The following is a 19,669-nucleotide window of genomic DNA, read 5'->3' as shown; positions in this document are numbered from 1 at the left end:
AAAAAAACAATAATATTGATAAAATAAAACTAAAAAGTAAGAAGATATAAAATGAATATTTTAGAGATATTCCTGTATTTAAATCTAATCTAATCAACTCATATTGCTTTAATAATTCCAAAAGTAGTTCATATAATAATATATATATAACGATTTGCAATACTGGTTGTTTTATCCAAATAGGAATTTTCATAATCTACTAATTTTAAATTATAAACCGTAAGCTTTAGCTTCTGCTTCTGTTACAGGCTTAGTTATATTTCTACCATTAGCACCATTAGCAGCACCTCTTAAAATAAAATAATTATCATATGTATTAGAGTTATCTGTCTTGCCTCCAAAAAGTTTACCTTCCCCATATTCTTTTCCTTTTTGAACAGTCTCTCTGATAGCTTGATAGCCACTCCTTCCTTCTTCTTTCATATCTGTAGCATAATCAACAGCAAATGGAATTTGCCCTATTGCATCAGCCCAATACGGTGTTTTATCTACAGTAACAAGTAAAAATCCATCCGCACCATCTTCAGAAGCTTTCCAATCACCAGAACCTCCTTGCCTGTAAGAAATCATCCATCTATCTTCGTGAGCAAAATCTAAAACTTCCTGACTAGTAAAGTGTTTTACTTTGTCTGTTGTAGACAATGCTTTAGTTTGAGATTTCATAGGCATATAATTATCTGCTAATGGCTCGAACCATTGAGTACCTGTTTTGTATAATTGTGCAACTGTCATTTTGGTTACAGCTTTTTTTCCATCATCTAAAGTAAATAAAGCTTTGCCGTCTTTCGTGGTTACTATTATGTCTGATGGAGCTCTTCCGTCTGGGTCTATAAAACGAAGTGGATTATTGAATACGAAGCTATACGGTGATTGGTCTGGGAACTTCTCCGCTAGTGGGTCAGTACTTAACCACAACTGCACGACTTTTGCCTCGTGCGAGTGAATGGTTTTTAATTTTGGTTGGTATGTCAGCTGTAAAGATCCCATTGTTTCAAAGATAAATTTTTATTTTCAATTGAAAAAAAAGAATTTATTTTTATCTATTATGCTCTCTTTTTTTGGAAGAGAGCCATTTTTTATTTTCAATTGAAAAAAAAAGCTTCTTGGCTCTTTTCCCAAAAAAGAGAGCCAACAACCGAAGGGCGTTAGTATGCGGTTCAACAACGAACACCCCCAAGCACCGCAGGGAAGTAAAAAAGGCGTTAAGCGGTTAGAGGTATAAAAAAGCCGTTTTACTGACCGAGGAGCGAAGAGGCGGTGTTGCGGCAATGTGCCGAAGCCTGCGACACACAATGCGGACGAGGAGGCACGAGGAGGAGCAATGTGGCGCAGTGTGCTGAAAGCATAGCCCTGAAGCGTAACGGAGTGAAGCAAATCTAATGGGCAGTAGCTTTGCTACACCTTGCAGGGCGTACTGAGGGCGCAGGGAGCAACCGCCATATTAACAAGGGGCGACAGATGCAAAGACGGCTTTGGGTTGGATGGAGCCTTGGGAGCGGTCTTGCAGATGTAGTAGCCCCGACGAACGCAGGAAGTGAACGTGTGAAGACTGGGAACGAAGCAAAAAAAATATAACTGCTCTTTTTTCGGAGCTGTTATATTTTTATTTGCGAGAGGACTGTGGAACGGAGGCTTTTTCAGCCGACTGGAACAGCCCAGCGGAACAAAGAGAACGACCGGAGGGAGACCTTTTGATTGCTGTTCTTTTGTTTGAAATTTATATTATTTTAATTGATATAAATAACCGATTTTTTTATGTGTAGAAACGAGGATTATCTTATCCATTTTTAAAAGAATTTTGATGATTCTTGCTGTTTGGGTTTTCTTATAATGGATGATTTGACTAATATTTTTTGCTGTTAAAATTTGGTCTTCTTTTGTGTTGTTTTTTAAGATTTGATAGATTTCTTTTGCTGTTTGTTCTTCTGTACGATAACTTCTTAAAACCATGATTTCCAATAAATTTAAACTCGCTACAATATCTTCTCTTGTAGTAACAAATTTTTGTTTTTCCATTGCTCGATGTTTTTGATTGATTAATGTAATATAATGCGTTAATAGTTTGTAGTAATACTGATATTCTGATGGGTATTTGTCTAAAACTACTTTGTAAAATGGATTGATGGTTTCTTCTTTAGGAAAAATTTGGTGTAAGATTTCAATTAAATATAAGAGTAAATCATTAGTGTAACTACGACCTTTTTTACCTGTATGATTGTTTTGCTTACTCATTTTTTTGGGATTTGGGACAATAGCCTTTTTTTAAACATAATCAGTTGAAAATAAAAAGAATAACAATTATTTAATTGTCCCAAGATTGTCCCACATTGTCCCTAACCTTTGTCATAACTTACTTCTCTTTCTGATGTTTTAGTTCCTGTATCTGATTCATTAAGAAGTCTTTAATCTCACTTCGTAACTTTTGATGGTTGTCCCAATAATCAATTACATATTTTTGAAGTTTTAAATTACCTCCATTTTTTATAGTAATGTATTCTAAGTCAACTAATTGTATCATAAATCGTGAACATTGACTTTTGCTAATATTTAACTCCTGTCTGATTTCTCTTTGGCTAAACTCTTGGTTTTTATCTTTTAAATACTTCTTTATTTTCTCAAAAAATTGTCTTAAACTGCCATCGAGTTCATCCACTTTTAAAATGATACTTTCAAAAAGTACTTCGGTTGCTTGTTCTATGTCTTCGATTTCGGTGATTAGAGCCTCCCCAACCCCTCCAAAGGAGGGACTTTTAACTATTTGACGTTGATACTGATTTAAGAAGGTTACTTGTTTGATAACGGCTTGATACATTTCGTTTAATCGTCTTATTTTATGTACTTTCTCTGGTAGGTGTAATTGGGTGGCGTAGGGATTAATGACTTCATATACCTTTAAATTTCTAACGATACTTTGTATAAAATGGATTGCTTTTTGACTTTCGTTTGGGTCTATTTCTCCTGCGTTTCGTTTGTTTTGGTAGTCGATTATTTTGGCGGTTTGTTCCTTGCTCTCGTCAACGGCTATTAAAAAACTTCGGCTCATATTGTCCTCGTAGGTTTCGCCTTTGGTGGTGGCTGATAGACTGCTAAATTGTCCTTTTACTATTTTATGAGAAGATTTATTATTCCCTTTTTTGTCTTTGATAGTTACACTACTTCTTAACACTTGATTGCTTATAAATTCTCGCAGTGCATATAGTGCATCTTCTTTTAAACCGTCTAAATCTTCAATGATGATTACTTTTTGGAATAAATCAAACTCGCCCCAGTTGTATAAACTGCTTTCGGTAATTCGTGTAAAACGCAATACATCTTCTGGTGGCATAAGGTCTGCAATTCGGTTTATAATATGTGTTTTTCCGCTACCGCTGGATCCTTGTACGAGTGCGTGTAAGGGGCTTTTGTTTAAATAACTGATGATGATTAAAAAGAGTAACATTCGGCTGTTTTCTTCGCCTACTATGCCTGCTTTTCCGATTTCTATATTTAAGTTTTTGAGTAGATGTTTTCGTTTTAGGAAGTTAAGCCCCCCAACCCCCGAAGGGGGCGTTTCTAACTTTGTGGATAATTCCTCCTTTTTATTTTCCTCTGAAAAAGAAAGGTTTTCTGTCGGTTTTTGGCTATTGCTTAATGGCTTTCTTTTGTCTAAAAGTTCAATAAATATTTCTTCATTGTGTAGTTGTAGTGTTTCGTTGATGTCTTTGTTTATGGGTTCTAACACACTTATTTTTATTGTTGGTAGTAATTCAAGTAAGACTTGTGAATAATTCGTTGTCGCCGTGCGACCTGCTGTATCATTGTCAAAAGCAAAGATGATTTCTTCTAGTTGTTTGAGTGCTGTAATGGCTTTGATATGTTCTTCAGTTAGTCCGTTGGTTCCATAACAGGCTAAAGTCCCCCAACCCCCAAAGGGGGAGTTTGTAGAATCTTCTTGATTTTGCTGGATTTGTAAGGATTGTATCAAACTTGCACAGTCAATAATACTTTCGGTTAAGATGATTTTTTTAGTATTTATATGGGGATAATTGGGGTATAAACCTTGTCTATTTTTTAGATAAAAATGTTTGCTTTCTTTCTCATTTAATGTACTTCTAAAGTATAAACCCACTACTTTATTTTCTCTGTTTTTTAAAGCAAAAACAATACACCATTTGCCAAAAACGTTGTAAGCGGTTTCTCCTGTTCTGCCTTTGTTTCCTTTATCAATTAGTAAACCATATTCTAAACATTGATTTATTAATTTTTCTTCTCTTCTTGCGCCGTGATGGAACTGCCCACCATTGTAACCAACTTCTATTTTTTTATTGTCTAAACTTCTGCTTTGTAGATATTCTTTTGCTGGTTTACTGTTGCTAATGGCATTTTTAAAATACTGGTACATATTGCCCAAAAATTGTTCTCGTGATAAATCTTGCTGATACCTTTCGTTTTTGTTGGGTTCTTTGTGTCCTAAAATCTCAACCGCTTTGTTAATGGCTTCGTGTTTTGTGCAGTTTTCTTTATGCAGTATAAAATCAATCACATCGATACTTTTGCCGTGAGTTTTGCAATTGGAACTAAAACAGTACGCCGTTTGTGTTTTGTAATACACTTGAAAACTTGGGGTTTTATCTTCGTGGAACGGACAGTTTAAACGACTTTGTTTGTCGGTTTTTAATCCGTAGTAGTGCAATACGTTTGTTATGGTTAATTTTTCTTTGATGTCTTGGATTTCCATTGTTGATAATTTATTTTGTTATCATTTAGGAACAAAGTAAATCATAAAAGATAAACTACACAAGAATCATAATCTTTATTTTATTAACAAAGCGATAAACAAAATCTTTCATTCACTATCTTTGTTGATAATTATAGCATATATTATACTCTAATTAGATAACAAAATGAGCACTTTAGGAGAAAGAATACAGCAATTGCGTAAAGCAAATAATATAACCCAGCAAGATTTAGGAAGCAAGATAAATATTTCGCATCCTCAAATTGTTAGGTATGAAACTAAAGGGGTACAACCGCCTGCCGATGTTTTAAATAAATTAGCTGAAGTTTTTGGCGTGTCTATTGATTACCTTGTTAATGGTAACACCAATGAAAAAGCCCAACAAACGCTTAAAGATGCCGAGCTTATAAAAGAATTTCAAAAGATTGAAGAACTACCCCAAGAAGAAAAAAACACTATCCTTAAAGTAATTTCTGCCTACATACGAGATTTTAAAACTAAACAATCTTATACTTTGTAAAAACAATAAACCCCGAGTGTTGGCTCGAGGTTTGGTATATTTAATGGTATTTAGATTATTTAAATCTTTGATAATCTTCCCATTTTTTCGTATCCGAATAGTAAGTTTTTACATCCTCACTAGATTTTGCAAACCAAACAATGTAGTTTGTGGTATCTCTTTTTTCATAATACAATGGAGGGTTATTCTCATCTATTATTTCTATTCCAATATCGGTCAGTGAACTAGGCAATTTTTTATATTTTACCCTATACTTTTCAACTTTTTCAATAATCTCATTCCCTTGAGACATTAATCTATTCTCTTTTTCATTCTTTAAATAAATAAACCAAAAGAAAAATAAAAAAGATAGTATCAAAACAAATATTAAACTTACTTTTTTTATCATAATTTATTGATTTGTTTTTGTATAAACTCCTTCTGTAGTATGATTTGTTCTAGTTGGCTTACTCAAGTTTGCATCTGTTGTGGGCAATGTAGAATAATTCGGTGCATTTTGCGGTTTAGTAGCCCCCATTGTGTTTAAATAATTTTGAAGTTGCTCCCCTAAAGTCATTTCACTATTTGGATTGTAATAATTAGCTCCAAAATCAGCACCCCACTTATCACTAGGTAAATCTTCATAACTATATGCTGAATGACGTGCCACCAATCTATCCGACATCTCTTGACGATAACCATCTTGTACAGCTTCACCAATTGGATCCATATTAGCTACTTTAATAATTCCCATTTGTGTACCACTTTCAAGATGTTTAAATCCATCACTATCCATTTGAGCTTGTGCGTTTTCCTTTTGCATTTTATAATCATATGCTCTACCCGCATAAAACATAAAATGAGACATATCAAGCCATCCAACTCTTTCAGTGTAAATGTATTTATCTTTACTTGTATTAAAAGGATTAGTCGTCATAGGTTCTGGGCGCATATGTGACCAATTCCATTCTGTCTTACCTAATCTCATCATAGCGTCGTGACCTTGACTTCCTTTCAATGTTCCCATTTTTGACCTTGTATTGTTTAAGAATGCGACAAATCCTTGAGAAGTTCCTGCTTGTGGTTTTATTGGTTCACGACCGTCAGGGTCGGTCAAATTGATTGGATTATTTAGTGTATAACTATACGGAGACCAAGCTGGGAACTTCTCCGCTAGTGGGTCAGTACTTAACCACAACTGTACGACTTTTGCCTCGTGCGAGTGAATGGTTTTTAATTTTGGTTGGTATGTCAGCTGTAAAGATCCCATTGTTTCAAAGATAAATTTTTATTTTCAATTGAAAAAAAAGAATTTATTTTTATCTATTATGCTCTCTTTTTTTGGAAGAGAGCCATTTTTTATTTTCAATTGAAAAAAAAGCTTCTTGGCTCTTTTCCCAAAAAAGAGAGCCAACAACCGAAGGGCGTTAGTATGCGGTTCAACAATAAACACCCCCAAGCACCGCAGGGAAGTAAAAAAGGCGTTAAGCGGTTAGTGGTATAAAAAAGCCGTTTTACTGACCGAGGAGCGAAGAGGCGGTGTTGCGGCAATGTGCCGAAGCCTGCGACACACAATGCGGACGAGGAGGTACGAGGAGGAGCAATGTGGGGCAGTGTGCTGAAAGCATAGCCCTGAAGCGTAACGGAGTGAAGCAAATCTAATGGACAGTAGCTTTGCTACACCTTGCAGGGCGTACTGAGGGCGCAGGGAGCAACCGCCATATTAACAAGGGGCGACAGATGCAAAGACGGCTTTGGGTTGGATGGAGCCTTGGGAGCGGTCTTGCAGATGTAGTAGCCCCGACGAACGCAGGAAGTGAACGTGTGAAGACTGGGAACGAAGCAAAAAAAATATAACTGCTCTTTTTTCGGAGCTGTTATATTTTTATTTGCGAGAGGACTGTGGAACGGAGGCTTTTTCAGCCGACTGGAACAGCCCAGCGGAACAAAGAGAACGACCGGAGGGAGACCTTTTGATTGCCTTTCTTTTAATTGTTATTTATCTGATTGGATGATAATTATTAACGGCGTTTTGTAGTAGTTCAAATTCTGTTTGTTTGTATTGGATTGTGGTACTTGCCCTGCGATGTCCGCTAAAAACTTGTACTATTCTTGTATCGTTTTCTTTCTTCAGTAAGTTGGCTATAACGCTTTGTCTTATCCTAATTGGCTTTATTTGTTCTGCTTTGGGTTTGGTTTCGTTTATCATTTTTCCTATGCCGTGAGGATTGATTTTTTCGCCGTATTGACCCAATATAAAAAGCCCCCTAACCCCCAAAGGGGGAACTTTTGAGTAGCTCAATAATTTTTCTCTGTCTTCTTGTATGTATTTGTAAATCAATAAAATTTGTTTGGCATTGAGTGGTAAAACTCTTGATTTTGGACTTTTGGCGTTTGGCTCATCGTTGCCGTTTATGGTAATTTCTGCTTTTTCTAAATTGATGTTTTGTATTTCTAGTTCTGCTATTTCTTTGACGGTTAAGGCTTGATAAATGAGTAAACTAATGATAATTTTATTTCTATTTTCTAAATATTTTTTCTTTCTGATTTGGTAGGTTTCAAAAAAGGTTTCTAGTGTTTCTGGGCTGTAAAGTGTGTCGACTTGTATTTGTTTATCAATTTTATCTTTTAAAAATAATTCACTGCAAGGATGATCCTTTCTTTGTCCTGTTTCAAGTAGATAATTGAAGTATATTTTTACTCCATACAAACAATGGCGTAATGTTTTTGGGTGTAGATTGTAGTTTTTTCGTAAGTGTTCTATATACTGTAAAACTTCTTTAAATGTGGCTGTTTTAGCTTTGTTTTGGTAATAATCTGTAAATCTTTTGATGTTGTATAAATTGCTGTTTAATGTGCTTTTGCTGTATTTCTTTTCTAAATAATTACGAAGTGTTACCATATAAACTATTGATTTGATTTTGAGATATATGAGTATAAATTTCTGTACTCTCGATATGGCTATGCCCTAAAAACTTTTGTACTTGTTCGAGTTTCATTCCGTTTTCTAAAAGATGTGTTGCTATTGAGTGCCTTAAATTGTGTATTCCGATAGCCCCCTTAATCCCCCAAAGGGGGAACGCTTTACCTATAAGATTTTTTAAGATTTTATTAAAAGACCATTCTTGCATTCTTCTACCTTTGCTATTAATAAAAAAAGAAGTTTCATTTGTTTTCTTCTCATTTGAAAAAATAAATGCTTCTAATTCTGTTTTGATTTTATCACTTATAGGGACTAATCTGCGTTTGCTATTTTTACCTTTTTGAACGATTACTAAATTTTCACTCAATCTAATATCTTCTTTGTTTAAGTCGCTCATTTCTTGTACTCGAAGTCCACAACCATAACCCATATTTAAGATGGCTTTTTCTTCTAAATTGGCTACTTTGTAGAGTTCTTTTATTTGATCCTGGCTAAATATAAATCGCTCTACTTTCTCGCTTACTGCCGTAAATTTTAAGTGTGATGCTGGATTGCTTTTTATAACTTCTATTTCTAATAAATACCCTAAATATTGTTGTAGGTTTCGCATCTGATCGTATATGCTTTTTTGCTTTAGTGCTTTTCCTGTTCGCTGGCTTTTCCTGGCTTTTAGATAGTCGTTGTAGTCTGCTATTTCTTTGGGTGTAACTTCTTTTATTTCAAAGATTTTATGGCTTTCTAAATAACTAAAAAATTCTTTTAAATATAAAAATCTGGTTTGGGTTGTTTGTGGATTTAATCCTAAAATGGCTAAATGTTTTTTGTAGTTTATAGCTTCTGTTTGATAATATTCTGTATAGATTTTGTGTTTACTTGGTGCGCCCATTTTCTTTTTGGTTTCAAGTTAGTATGATGTTTTTATAGTTTATGATGTTTTTGCTTACTCAATATTTTATTTTCAGGAACGCTAGACTATTTTTTTACTATTTTCTTATATTTTACAATACTTTACACCGTTTTCTAGTGTTCCTTTTGCGTTCCTTTAGTGTTCCAGCGGTGAGCCACCGCAGGCAATTATTATCATACTTTGTTTTTTAGTCTTTCTATTTGAAGCATTAAAAAATCTTTTATTTCAGCTCTTAATTTTTGGTAATTGTCCCAATAGCTTATTTTATATTTAATGCCTTTGTTTGCATAACCGCCAACCTGTTTGATGTATTCTAACTCTAAAAGTGTTTGTATATATCTAAATAGCTGTGTTTTACTTATTCCTAAATCTTGTCTTATATCTCTTAAAATAAACTCTTGATTTTCGGTTTTTACGTGCTTTTTTAATCGTTCAAAAAATTGTCTTAAACTGCCATCGAGTTCATCCACTTTTAAAATGATACTTTCAAAAAGTACCTCGGTTGCTTGTTCTATGTCTTCGATTTCGGTGATTAGAGCCTCCCCAACCCCTCCAAAGGAGGGACTTTTAACTATTTGACGTTGATACTGATTTAAGAAGGTTACTTGTTTGATAACGGCTTGATACATTTCATTTAATCGTCTTATTTTATGTACTTTCTCTGGTAGGTGTAATTGGGTGGCGTAGGGATTGATAACTTCATATACCTTTAAATTTCTAACGATACTTTGTATAAATCCTATTGCTTTTTGACTTTCGTTTGGGTCTATTTCTCCTGCGTTTCGTTTGTTTTGGTAGTCGATTATTTTGGCGGTTTGTTCCTTGCTTTCATCGACTGCAATTAAAAAACTTCGGCTCATATTATCCTCGTAGGTTTCGCCTTTGGTGGTGGCTGATAGACTGCTAAATTGTCCTTTTACTATTTTATGAGAAGATTTATTATTTCCTTTTTTGTCTTTGATAGTTACGGAGCTTCTTAACACTTGATTGCTTATAAATTCTCGCAGTGCATATAGTGCATCTTCTTTTAAACCGTCTAAATCTTCAATGATGATTACTTTTTGGAATAAATCAAACTCACCCCAATTGTATAAACTACTTTCTGTAATTCGTGTAAATCGTAGTACATCTTCTTGAGGCATTAAATCTGCAATTCTTGATATAATATGTGTTTTTCCGCTACCGCTGGATCCTTGTACGAGTGCGTGTAAGGGGCTTTTGTTTAAATAACTGATGATGATTAAAAAGAGTAACATTCGGCTGTTTTCTTCGCCTACTATGCCTGCTTTTCCGATTTCTATATTTAAGTTTTTGAGTAGATGTTTTCGTTTTAGGAAGTTAAGCCCCCCAACCCCCGAAGGGGGTGTTTCTAACTTTGTGGATAATTCCTCCTTTTTATTTTCCTCTGAAAAAGAAAGGTTTTCTGTCGGCTTTTGGCTATTGCCTAATGGCTTTCTTTTGTCTAAAAGTTCAATAAATATTTCTTCATTGTGTAGTTGTAGTGTTTCGTTGATGTCTTTGTTTATGGGTTCTAACACACTTATTTTTATTGTTGGTAGTAATTCAAGTAAGACTTGTGAATAATTCGTTGTCGCCGTGCGACCTGCTGTATCATTGTCAAAAGCAAAGATGATTTCTTCTAGTTGTTTGAGTGCTGTAATGGCTTTGATATGTTCTTCAGTTAGTCCGTTGGTTCCATAACAGGCTAAAGCTCCCCAACCTCCAAAGGGGGAGTTTGTAGAATCTTCTTGATTTTGCTGGATTTGTAAGGATTGTATCAAACTTGCACAGTCAATAATACTTTCGGTTAAGATGATTTTTTTAGTATTTATATGGGGATAATTGGGGTATAAACCTTGTCTGTTTTTCAAGTAAAAGTGACGAGCTCCCTCCGCCCCCGAAGGGGGAACTATCGAGCGAAAATACAAACTGACTATTTGGTTTTGTTTGTTTCGTAAAGGGAATATAATACTACGGTTTGCAAAAGGTTTGTAGGCTTGTCCTCCTGTTCTTGAGTTGGTACCTGCTAAACTTAATAAGCCGTATTGTAAAGAATTATGGATTAATTTTTGGTCTTTTCGTTCTCCGTGATGAAACTGTCCTGCATTAAATCCGATTTCTAGCGTTTCAAAGTTTAGGTTTCTACTCTTGCAATATGCTTTGGCTGGAATGCTGCTTAATAAGCCTTTTCTGAAGCTTAAAAACATTTTTTCAAGGAATATTATTTTTTCTTGTTGGTTGGTTGTTGGTTCTGCTGTTGTTTTAGGGTTGTTGGCTTCTGACTCTGGATAAATAGTGATCATTGCTGTGCATTTTAAAAGGGCTTGGTGTTTGGTTATTTTTTCATAATCTTGAACAAACTGGATCACATCGCCTTTTTTGTTGCAAGCATGGCATTTGTAATGGTTACGGCTATAGGATACTTGCATACTGGCGTTTTTATCATCGTGGAAGGGACACCGTAGCATTTTGTTTTTATCTGGTTTTAAATGGTAATGTTCTAGTACTGTGGCTAAAAGGAGGGATGCTTTTATTTGGGCTATGGTCATAGGTTTTTGGGTGTTAGGATGATTTTTTGATTTTCATAGCTTACGTTTATAGGCGTGTGTGGTGTAAAGCCTAGTTGTTCTAACCAAATGCCATTTAGGCGTATTTCGGCTACCTGTTTATATTGGTTGTAGGCTCTAGGGCTGTACTTGGTGTAGACTTTTAGTTGTTTTGTTTTCATAGATAAAATATTTATTACCGTTTTAGCAATTACAAAATACGTTATAAATTACCAAAATAGCAAATATAAAATTACTTAATTGGTAATATTTTTGTTTATATTGCTTTTTTGGTAAATTAGCATTTCAAATAAAGTCCTATGAACGTAGCCGAAAACCTAAGAAAAATAAGAGAACAAAGAGGATTGCAACAAAAACAAGTAGCCCTTGAAATTGGCATAGGTACAACTAACTATAACCGTGTTGAAAATGGACAAAGAGAAGCTTCTATTGAGGTTTTAGATAAATTAGCTAATTACTACAATATTACGATTGATGAGATTGTGCATTATGATGATAAAAAATTACCTCCTAAAGAAATAACTATTCAAGACAAAGCTATAGTTGAACAAGTAAATTTGATTTCGCAATTAGACGAAAAAGAAAAGAATGTAGTTTATACCATTGTAGAATCTTTTATATCTAAAAAACGATTTAAAGATTTTGTACAACAGCAACTTACTTAAAAAAGTAAAGCCACTCTACAATTTGAGTGGCTTTATTTTTTAATGTACTTCTATATCAAAAGAAAGGGTATCTATAAAAACAGGGGTAACTTTATCTTTAAACTCGTATTTAACGATACTTTGTATTGTATTTTTGCCTTTTTTAGTAAGAACTTCTTCTACATCCCATTGGCATGGTTCTATATGTTTTAAAGTTCGTTTGACTTTTGAATTATCAACGCTTATATTTTCTATTTTTATACTACGTTTGGCGTTGGGGATATTGGCTATTAAATAGCTGTACTTTAATTTATCGCCAACTTTTAAATATTGCTGTTCTTTAATTTTAAACTGCTCGGGATGTGAAAATTTATATTGGTAGGTTTCTATCTGAAAATAACCATTATATTTTGTGGCCCCTTTTTCGTCAAAATAGATAATAAAGGCAGTATTACCGATATCATCACACATTATATATTTTTCAAGTAAACCGTTTTGATTATAATAAAAACATTCCAAATTTATCTTGCTGTTTTTACGAAAATATATCGATTTAACTTTTCCATTATGATAGTAATATAAGCATTTTCCATAAACTTCATCATTCAAAAATTGACCTTTTGAAATTAGAATGCCCTTATCATTATATCTTTCAAATTTACCTTGTAGAATAGTATCACTATTTCTGATAATATATTCATTTATCCCTATTAATTGTCCATTAGAGTTATACTCATGTGAAGTATATACTTTTTCCTCTTTAAAGGAAAAAACAAAAATTAGTGCAGCAAAAATGACAAGAAGTAAAAAAGAGATAACGATTTTATATTTATTAGTCATTTTTCTTTTGTTTATCATATTCAGGGTTCCTAACTTGAACGTTATTATTTGAGTTATTTGGATCGTAATTTGTATAGATGTATTCGGGTTGATTTGGTTCTTTTACTTTCTCATTTGATTTTTTATTCATTGTTCCATTTATTTCATTAGTTGCGCCTGTGCTTGCGCCAACTGCATCAATTGCTTCACCAATTTTACTCTCCGCATTACCTGTACCATTAGTTCCTTTTCCTTTTTGATGAGCTTGTCCCATTTTACCAGGTTCTCGCCCTAATAATAAGTCAATTAATCCTATTAATCCTTTAAAGTCTATCCACTGTGCATTTCTTCCACCTCTGTCTAATTCACCTGGGTCTTGACTATTTCCTCCATCTGCAAAAGCAAATCCGCCATACTCAGCTTTTGGATTTTGACTAAAATCGGCTAAGACTTTACCATTATAAGAAATTTGTTTAGTGTCTCCGTTTAACAATGCTCTGTTACCATTTTTATCTGTGTATCCAAGAGAGTGTCCTAATCTTTCATAACCCCATCTTTCCTTTTGTCCATCTTTCCAAGTTATTTTTCCTGTTATTTTATTACGGTACCAGTCCGTTGGAGCTTTCCCATCGGGATCGATCAAAACTAAAGGATTATTAAGACAATAATTATAAGGTGAAGCATTGGGAAACTTCTCCGCTAGTGGGTCAGTACTTAACCACAACTGCACGACTTTTGCCTCGTGCGAGTGAATGGTTTTTAATTTTGGTTGGTATGTCAGCTGTAAAGATCCCATTGTTTCAAAGATAAATTTTTATTTTCAATTGAAAAAAAAGAATTTATTTTTATCTATTATGCTCTCTTTTTTTGGAAGAGAGCCATTTTTTATTTTCAATTGAAAAAAAAAGCTTCTTGGCTCTTTTCCCAAAAAAGAGAGCCAACAACCGAAGGGCGTTAGTATGCGGTTCAACAATAAACACCCCCAAGCACCGCAGGGAAGTAAAAAAGGCGTTAAGCGGTTAGTGGTATAAAAAAGCCGTTTTAGTTACCGAGGAGCGAAGAGGCGGTGTTGCGGCAATGTGCCGAAGCCTGCGACACACAATGCGGACGAGGAGGCACGAGGAGGAGCAATGTGGCGCAGTGTGCTGAAAGCATAGCCCTGAAGCGTAACGGAGTGAAGTAAATCTAATGGGCAGTAGCTTTGCTACACCTTGCAGGGCGTACTGAGGGCGCAGGGAGCAACCGCCATATTAACAAGGGGCGACAGATGCAAAGACGGCTTAACGTTGGATGGAGCCTTGGGAGCGGTCTTGCAGATGTAGTAGCCCCGACGAACGCAGGAAGTGAACGTGTGAAGACTGGGAACGAAGCAAAAAAAATATAACTGCTCTTTTTTCGGAGCTGTTATATTTTTATTTGCGAGTGGACTGTGGAATGGAGGCTTTTTCAGCCGACTGGAACAGCCCAGCGGAACAAAGAGAACGACCGGAGGGAGACCTTTTGATTGCCTTTCTTTTAATTGTTATTTATCTGATTGGATGATAATTATTAACGGCGTTTTGTAGTAGTTCAAATTCTGTTTGTTTGTATTGGATTGTGGTACTTGCCCTGCGATGTCCGCTAAAAACTTGTACTATTCTTGTATCGTTTTCTTTCTTCAGTAAGTTGGCTATAACGCTTTGTCTTATCTTCATTGGTTGGATTTGTTCGCTTTTTGGCTTTTGTTCATTTATCATTTTACTAATACCGTGAGGATTGATTTTTTCGCCGTATTGACCCAATATAAAAAGCCCCCTAACCCCCAAAGGGGGAACTTTTGAGTAGCTCAATAATTTTTCTCTGTCTTCTTGTATGTATTTGTAAATCAATAAAATTTGTTTGGCATTGAGTGGTAAAACTCTTGATTTTGGACTTTTGGCGGTTGGCTCATCGTTGCCGTTTATGGTAATTTCTGCTTTTTCTAAATTGATGTTTTGTATTTCTAGTTCTGCTATTTCTTTGACGGTTAAGGCTTGATAAATGAGTAAACTAATGATAATTTTATTTCTATTTTCTAAATATTTTTTCTTTTTGATTTGGTAGGTTTCAAAAAAGGTTTCTAGTGTTTCTGGGCTGTAAAGTGTATCGACTTGTATTTGTTTATCAATTTTATCTTTTAAAAATAATTCACTGCAAGGATGATCCTTTCTTTGTCCTGTTTCGAGTAGATAATTGAAGTATATTTTTACTCCATACAAACAATGGCGTAATGTTTTTGGGTGTAGATTGTAGTTTTTTCGTAAGTGTTCTATATATTGTAAAACTTCTTTAAATGTGGCTGTTTTAGCTTTGTTTTGGTAATAATCTGTAAATCTTTTGATGTTGTATAAATTGCTGTTTAATGTGCTTTTGCTGTATTTCTTTTCTAAATAATTACGAAGTGTTACCATATAAACTATTGATTTGATTTTGAGATATATGAGTATAAATTTCTGTACTCTCGATGTGGCTATGTCCTAAAAATTTTTGAACCTGTTCGAGTTTCATTCCGTTTTGTAGTAGATGTGTTGCGATGGAGTGCCTTAAATTGTGTATTCCGATAGCCCCCTTAATCCCCCAAAGGGGGAACGCTTTACCTATAAGATTTTTTAAGATTTTATTAAAAGACCATTCTTGCATTCTTCTACCTTTGCTATTAATAAAAAAAGAAGTTTCATTTGTTTTCTTCTCATTTGAAAAAATAAATGCTTCTAATTCTGTTTTGATTTTATCACTTATAGGGACTAATCTGCGTTTGCTATTTTTACCTTTTTGAACGATTACTAAATTTTCACTCAATCTAATATCTTCTTTGTTTAAGTCGCTCATTTCTTGTACTCGAAGTCCACAACCATAACCCATATTTAAGATGGCTTTTTCTTCTAAATTGGCTACTTTGTAGAGTTCTTTTATTTGATCCTGGCTAAATATAAATCGCTCTACTTTTTCGCTTACTGCCGTAAATTTTAAGTGTGATGCTGGATTGCTTTTTATACTTTCAATTTCTAATAAATACCCTAAATATTGTTGTAGGTTTCGCATATGGTCGTAGATGCTTTTTTGCTTTAGTGCTTTTCCTGTTCGCTGGCTTTTCCTGGCTTTTAGATAGTCGTTGTAGTCTGCTATTTCTTTGGGTGTAACTTCTTTTATTTCAAAGATTTTATGGCTTTCTAAATAACTAAAAAATTCTTTTAAATATAAAAATCTGGTTTGGGTTGTTTGTGGATTTAATCCTAAAATGTCTAAATGTTTTTTGTAGTTTATAGCTTCTGTTTGATAATATTCTGTATAGATTTTGTGTTTACTTGGTGCGCCCATTTTCTTTTTGGTTTCAAGTTAGTATGATGTTTTTATAGTTTATGATGCTTTTGCTTACTCAATATTTTATTTTCAGGAACGCTAGACTATTTTTTTACTATTTTCTTATATTTTACAATACTTTACACCGTTTTCTAGTGTTCCTTTTGCGTTCCTTTAGTGTTCCAGCGGTGAGCCACCGCAGGCAATTATTATCATACTTTGTTTTTTAGTCTTTCTATTTGAAGCATTAAAAAATCTTTTATTTCAGCTCTTAATTTTTGGTAATTGTCCCAATAGCTTATTTTATATTTAATGCCTTTGTTTGCATAACCGCCAACCTGTTTGATGTATTCTAACTCTAAAAGTGTTTGTATATATCTAAATAGCTGTGTTTTACTTATTCCTAAATCTTGTCTTATATCTCTTAAAATAAACTCTTGATTTTCGGTTTTTACGTGCTTTTTTAATCGTTCAAAAAATTGTCTTAAACTGCCATCGAGTTCATCCACTTTTAAAATGATACTTTCAAAAAGTACCTCGGTTGCTTGTTCTATGTCTTCGATTTCGGTGATTAGAGCCTCCCCAACCCCTCCAAAGGAGGGACTTTTAACTATTTGACGTTGATACTGATTTAAGAAGGTTACTTGTTTGATAACGGCTTGATACATTTCATTTAATCGTCTTATTTTATGTACTTTCTCTGGTAGGTGTAATTGGGTGGCGTAGGGATTGATAACTTCATATACCTTTAAATTTCTAACGATACTTTGTATAAATCCTATTGCTTTTTGACTTTCGTTTGGGTCTATTTCTCCTGCGTTTCGTTTGTTTTGGTAGTCGATTATTTTGGCGGTTTGTTCCTTGCTTTCATCGACTGCAATTAAAAAACTTCGGCTCATATTATCCTCGTAGGTTTCGCCTTTGGTGGTGGCTGATAGACTGCTAAATTGTCCTTTTACTATTTTATGAGAAGATTTATTATTTCCTTTTTTGTCTTTGATAGTTACGGAGCTTCTTAACACTTGATTGCTTATAAATTCTCGCAGTGCATATAGTGCATCTTCTTTTAAACCGTCTAAATCTTCAATGATGATTACTTTTTGGAATAAATCAAACTCACCCCAATTGTATAAACTACTTTCTGTAATTCGTGTAAATCGTAGTACATCTTCTTGAGGCATTAAATCTGCAATTCTTGATATAATATGTGTTTTTCCGCTACCGCTGGATCCTTGTACGAGTGCGTGTAAGGGGCTTTTGTTTAAATAACTGATGATGATTAAAAAGAGTAACATTCGGCTGTTTTCTTCGCCTACTATGCCTGCTTTTCCGATTTCTATATTTAAGTTTTTGAGTAGATGTTTTCGTTTTAGGAAGTTAAGCCCCCCAACCCCCGAAGGGGGTGTTTCTAACTTTGTGGATAATTCCTCCTTTTTATTTTCCTCTGAAAAAGAAAGGTTTTCTGTCGGCTTTTGGCTATTGCCTAATGGCTTTCTTTTGTCTAAAAGTTCAATAAATATTTCTTCATTGTGTAGTTGTAGTGTTTCGTTGATGTCTTTGTTTATGGGTTCTAACACACTTATTTTTATTGTTGGTAGTAATTCAAGTAAGACTTGTGAATAATTCGTTGTCGCCGTGCGACCTGCTGTATCATTGTCAAAAGCAAAGATGATTTCTTCTAGTTGTTTGAGTGCTGTAATGGCTTTGATATGTTCTTCAGTTAGTCCGTTGGTTCCATAACAGGCTAAAGCTCCCCAACCTCCAAAGGGGGAGTTTGTAGAATCTTCTTGATTTTGCTGGATTTGTAAGGATTGTATCAAACTTGCACAGTCAATAATACTTTCGGTTAAGATGATTTTTTTAGTATTTATATGGGGATAATTGGGGTATAAACCTTGTCTGTTTTTCAAGTAAAAGTGACGAGCTCCCTCCGCCCCCGAAGGGGGAACTATCGAGCGAAAATACAAACTGACTATTTGGTTTTGTTTGTTTCGTAAAGGGAATATAATACTACGGTTTGCAAAAGGTTTGTAGGCTTGTCCTCCTGTTCTTGAGTTGGTACCTGCTAAACTTAATAAGCCGTATTGTAAAGAATTATGGATTAATTTTTGGTCTTTTCGTTCTCCGTGATGAAACTGTCCTGCATTAAATCCGATTTCTAGCGTTTCAAAGTTTAGGTTTCTACTCTTGCAATATGCTTTGGCTGGAATGCTGCTTAATAAGCCTTTTCTGAAGCTTAAAAACATTTTTTCAAGGAATATTATTTTTTCTTGTTGGTTGGTTGTTGGTTCTGCTGTTGTTTTAGGGTTGTTGGCTTCTGACTCTGGATAAATAGTGATCATTGCTGTGCATTTTAAAAGGGCTTGGTGTTTGGTTATTTTTTCATAATCTTGAACAAACTGGATCACATCGCCTTTTTTGTTGCAAGCATGGCATTTGTAATGGTTACGGCTATAGGATACTTGCATACTGGCGTTTTTATCATCGTGGAAGGGACACCGTAGCATTTTGTTTTTATCTGGTTTTAAATGGTAATGTTCTAGTACTGTGGCTAAAAGGAGGGATGCTTTTATTTGGGCTATGGTCATAGGTTTTTGGGTGTTAGGATGATTTTTTGATTTTCATAGCTTACGTTTATAGGCGTGTGTGGTGTAAAGCCTAGTTGTTCTAACCAAATGCCATTTAGGCGTATTTCGGCTACCTGTTTATATTGGTTGTAGGCTCTAGGGCTGTACTTGGTGTAGACTTTTAGTTGTTTTGTTTTCATAGATAAAATATTTATTACCGTTTTAGCAATTACAAAATACGTTATAAATTACCAAAATAGCAAATATAAAATTACTTAATTGGTAATATTTTTGTTTATATTGCTTTTTTGGTAAATTAGCATTTCAAATAAAGTCCTATGAACGTAGCCGAAAACCTAAGAAAAATAAGAGAACAAAGAGGATTGCAACAAAAACAAGTAGCCCTTGAAATTGGCATAGGTACAACTAACTATAACCGTGTTGAAAATGGACAAAGAGAAGCTTCTATTGAGGTTTTAGATAAATTAGCTAATTACTACAATATTACGATTGATGAGATTGTGCATTATGATGATAAAAAATTACCTCCTAAAGAAATAACTATTCAAGACAAAGCTATAGTTGAACAAGTAAATTTGATTTCGCAATTAGACGAAAAAGAAAAGAATGTAGTTTATACCATTGTAGAATCTTTTATATCTAAAAAACGATTTAAAGATTTTGTACAACAGCAACTTACTTAAAAAA

The 19,669-nt window shown here is 34.3% G+C and carries 18 protein-coding genes; 3 read left to right on the top strand and 15 right to left on the bottom strand.

Annotated elements, in window-relative coordinates; translation table 11 throughout:
- Positions 1 to 210 precede the first annotated feature (210 nt).
- The 3 genes from NAB20_RS00790 to NAB20_RS00780 form a co-directional block, all read right to left on the bottom strand.
- Entirely contained in the window at positions 211 to 987 is a 777-nt protein-coding gene (locus NAB20_RS00790) for a hypothetical protein (RefSeq protein WP_105195121.1), read from the bottom strand.
- Between the two features lie 735 nt (positions 988 to 1,722).
- A complete protein-coding gene (locus NAB20_RS00785; protein ID WP_375605353.1) occupies positions 1,723 to 2,232 on the bottom strand; it encodes a hypothetical protein in 510 nt (169 codons plus the stop codon).
- Between the two features lie 118 nt (positions 2,233 to 2,350).
- The gene (locus tag NAB20_RS00780; RefSeq protein WP_375605352.1) at positions 2,351 to 4,717 is read right to left on the bottom strand and encodes a CHC2 zinc finger domain-containing protein; all 2,367 of its coding nucleotides are present in this window, start codon (positions 4,715 to 4,717) and stop codon (positions 2,351 to 2,353) included.
- A 166-nt stretch (positions 4,718 to 4,883) separates the two neighbouring features.
- On the opposite strand from NAB20_RS00780, the gene NAB20_RS00775 reads away from it, so the two are divergent.
- Entirely contained in the window at positions 4,884 to 5,237 is a 354-nt protein-coding gene (locus NAB20_RS00775) for a helix-turn-helix domain-containing protein (RefSeq protein ID WP_088394884.1), read from the top strand.
- A 55-nt stretch (positions 5,238 to 5,292) separates the two neighbouring features.
- Here NAB20_RS00775 and NAB20_RS00770 read toward each other — a convergent pair whose 3' ends face one another.
- The 6 genes from NAB20_RS00770 to NAB20_RS00745 form a co-directional block, all read right to left on the bottom strand.
- The gene (locus NAB20_RS00770) at positions 5,293 to 5,625 is read right to left on the bottom strand and encodes a hypothetical protein (RefSeq protein WP_375605351.1); all 333 of its coding nucleotides are present in this window, start codon (positions 5,623 to 5,625) and stop codon (positions 5,293 to 5,295) included.
- A 3-nt stretch (positions 5,626 to 5,628) separates the two neighbouring features.
- On the bottom strand, positions 5,629 to 6,486 hold the full coding sequence (locus NAB20_RS00765) for a hypothetical protein (RefSeq protein ID WP_375605350.1): 858 nt from the start codon (positions 6,484 to 6,486) through the stop codon (positions 5,629 to 5,631).
- Between the two features lie 729 nt (positions 6,487 to 7,215).
- Entirely contained in the window at positions 7,216 to 8,118 is a 903-nt protein-coding gene (locus NAB20_RS00760) for a tyrosine-type recombinase/integrase (protein WP_375605349.1), read from the bottom strand.
- Positions 8,102 to 9,025, bottom strand: coding sequence for a tyrosine-type recombinase/integrase (locus tag NAB20_RS00755; protein ID WP_375605348.1), 924 nt, complete (start codon positions 9,023 to 9,025; stop codon positions 8,102 to 8,104). Before NAB20_RS00755 ends, NAB20_RS00760 begins: the two co-directional genes overlap by 17 nt.
- Before the next feature lie 194 nt (positions 9,026 to 9,219).
- Positions 9,220 to 11,595 (bottom strand): CHC2 zinc finger domain-containing protein, encoded by a 2,376-nt coding sequence (locus NAB20_RS00750; RefSeq protein ID WP_375605343.1) that lies wholly within the window; start codon positions 11,593 to 11,595, stop codon positions 9,220 to 9,222.
- Positions 11,592 to 11,774: a SymE family type I addiction module toxin gene (locus NAB20_RS00745; RefSeq protein ID WP_088389944.1), complete on the bottom strand. Its 183-nt coding sequence runs from the start codon at positions 11,772 to 11,774 to the stop codon at positions 11,592 to 11,594. Before NAB20_RS00745 ends, NAB20_RS00750 begins: the two co-directional genes overlap by 4 nt.
- Positions 11,775 to 11,912: 138 nt before the next feature.
- Between NAB20_RS00745 and NAB20_RS00740 the strand changes: the two genes are divergently transcribed.
- Complete coding sequence (locus tag NAB20_RS00740; protein ID WP_088395109.1) at positions 11,913 to 12,278, top strand: helix-turn-helix domain-containing protein; 366 nt, start codon at positions 11,913 to 11,915, stop codon at positions 12,276 to 12,278.
- Between the two features lie 39 nt (positions 12,279 to 12,317).
- Here the strand turns inward: NAB20_RS00740 and NAB20_RS00735 are convergent, their stop codons facing one another.
- From NAB20_RS00735 to NAB20_RS00710, 6 genes are all read right to left on the bottom strand, one after another.
- Complete coding sequence (locus NAB20_RS00735) at positions 12,318 to 13,097, bottom strand: hypothetical protein (RefSeq protein WP_375605347.1); 780 nt, start codon at positions 13,095 to 13,097, stop codon at positions 12,318 to 12,320.
- On the bottom strand, positions 13,090 to 13,872 hold the full coding sequence (locus tag NAB20_RS00730; protein WP_375605346.1) for a hypothetical protein: 783 nt from the start codon (positions 13,870 to 13,872) through the stop codon (positions 13,090 to 13,092). The genes NAB20_RS00735 and NAB20_RS00730 overlap by 8 nt, the downstream gene beginning before the upstream one ends.
- 730 nt (positions 13,873 to 14,602) lie before the next feature.
- A complete protein-coding gene (locus NAB20_RS00725; protein ID WP_375605345.1) occupies positions 14,603 to 15,505 on the bottom strand; it encodes a tyrosine-type recombinase/integrase in 903 nt (300 codons plus the stop codon).
- Positions 15,489 to 16,412, bottom strand: a complete 924-nt coding sequence (locus tag NAB20_RS00720) for a tyrosine-type recombinase/integrase (RefSeq protein ID WP_375605344.1) — start codon at positions 16,410 to 16,412, stop codon at positions 15,489 to 15,491. Before NAB20_RS00720 ends, NAB20_RS00725 begins: the two co-directional genes overlap by 17 nt.
- A gap of 194 nt (positions 16,413 to 16,606) precedes the next feature.
- On the bottom strand, positions 16,607 to 18,982 hold the full coding sequence (locus NAB20_RS00715) for a CHC2 zinc finger domain-containing protein (RefSeq protein ID WP_375605343.1): 2,376 nt from the start codon (positions 18,980 to 18,982) through the stop codon (positions 16,607 to 16,609).
- Positions 18,979 to 19,161, bottom strand: coding sequence for a SymE family type I addiction module toxin (locus NAB20_RS00710; RefSeq protein WP_088389944.1), 183 nt, complete (start codon positions 19,159 to 19,161; stop codon positions 18,979 to 18,981). The genes NAB20_RS00715 and NAB20_RS00710 overlap by 4 nt, the downstream gene beginning before the upstream one ends.
- Positions 19,162 to 19,299: 138 nt before the next feature.
- Between NAB20_RS00710 and NAB20_RS00705 the strand changes: the two genes are divergently transcribed.
- On the top strand, positions 19,300 to 19,665 hold the full coding sequence (locus NAB20_RS00705; RefSeq protein WP_088395109.1) for a helix-turn-helix domain-containing protein: 366 nt from the start codon (positions 19,300 to 19,302) through the stop codon (positions 19,663 to 19,665).
- The last annotated feature ends 4 nt before the right edge of the window (positions 19,666 to 19,669 follow it).

The sequence above is a fragment of the Flavobacterium davisii genome (assembly GCF_042182265.1).
GTDB lineage: Bacteria > Bacteroidota > Bacteroidia > Flavobacteriales > Flavobacteriaceae > Flavobacterium > Flavobacterium davisii.
Note: the sequence above shows the minus strand (reverse complement) of the source record. Positions and strands in the feature narration are given on the sequence as shown.

Excerpts from the sequence above, each read along its gene's own strand:
- NAB20_RS00790 (WP_105195121.1), bottom strand. The coding sequence starts at position 987 with ATGGGATCTTTACAGCTGACATACCAACCAAAATTAAAAACCATTCAC.
- NAB20_RS00785 (WP_375605353.1), bottom strand. The coding sequence starts at position 2,232 with ATGAGTAAGCAAAACAATCATACAGGTAAAAAAGGTCGTAGTTACACT.
- NAB20_RS00780 (WP_375605352.1), bottom strand. The coding sequence starts at position 4,717 with ATGGAAATCCAAGACATCAAAGAAAAATTAACCATAACAAACGTATTG.
- NAB20_RS00775 (WP_088394884.1), top strand. The coding sequence starts at position 4,884 with ATGAGCACTTTAGGAGAAAGAATACAGCAATTGCGTAAAGCAAATAAT.
- NAB20_RS00770 (WP_375605351.1), bottom strand. The coding sequence starts at position 5,625 with ATGATAAAAAAAGTAAGTTTAATATTTGTTTTGATACTATCTTTTTTA.
- NAB20_RS00765 (WP_375605350.1), bottom strand. The coding sequence starts at position 6,486 with ATGGGATCTTTACAGCTGACATACCAACCAAAATTAAAAACCATTCAC.
- NAB20_RS00760 (WP_375605349.1), bottom strand. The coding sequence starts at position 8,118 with ATGGTAACACTTCGTAATTATTTAGAAAAGAAATACAGCAAAAGCACA.
- NAB20_RS00755 (WP_375605348.1), bottom strand. The coding sequence starts at position 9,025 with ATGGGCGCACCAAGTAAACACAAAATCTATACAGAATATTATCAAACA.
- NAB20_RS00750 (WP_375605343.1), bottom strand. The coding sequence starts at position 11,595 with ATGACCATAGCCCAAATAAAAGCATCCCTCCTTTTAGCCACAGTACTA.
- NAB20_RS00745 (WP_088389944.1), bottom strand. The coding sequence starts at position 11,774 with ATGAAAACAAAACAACTAAAAGTCTACACCAAGTACAGCCCTAGAGCC.
- NAB20_RS00740 (WP_088395109.1), top strand. The coding sequence starts at position 11,913 with ATGAACGTAGCCGAAAACCTAAGAAAAATAAGAGAACAAAGAGGATTG.
- NAB20_RS00735 (WP_375605347.1), bottom strand. The coding sequence starts at position 13,097 with ATGACTAATAAATATAAAATCGTTATCTCTTTTTTACTTCTTGTCATT.
- NAB20_RS00730 (WP_375605346.1), bottom strand. The coding sequence starts at position 13,872 with ATGGGATCTTTACAGCTGACATACCAACCAAAATTAAAAACCATTCAC.
- NAB20_RS00725 (WP_375605345.1), bottom strand. The coding sequence starts at position 15,505 with ATGGTAACACTTCGTAATTATTTAGAAAAGAAATACAGCAAAAGCACA.
- NAB20_RS00720 (WP_375605344.1), bottom strand. The coding sequence starts at position 16,412 with ATGGGCGCACCAAGTAAACACAAAATCTATACAGAATATTATCAAACA.
- NAB20_RS00715 (WP_375605343.1), bottom strand. The coding sequence starts at position 18,982 with ATGACCATAGCCCAAATAAAAGCATCCCTCCTTTTAGCCACAGTACTA.
- NAB20_RS00710 (WP_088389944.1), bottom strand. The coding sequence starts at position 19,161 with ATGAAAACAAAACAACTAAAAGTCTACACCAAGTACAGCCCTAGAGCC.
- NAB20_RS00705 (WP_088395109.1), top strand. The coding sequence starts at position 19,300 with ATGAACGTAGCCGAAAACCTAAGAAAAATAAGAGAACAAAGAGGATTG.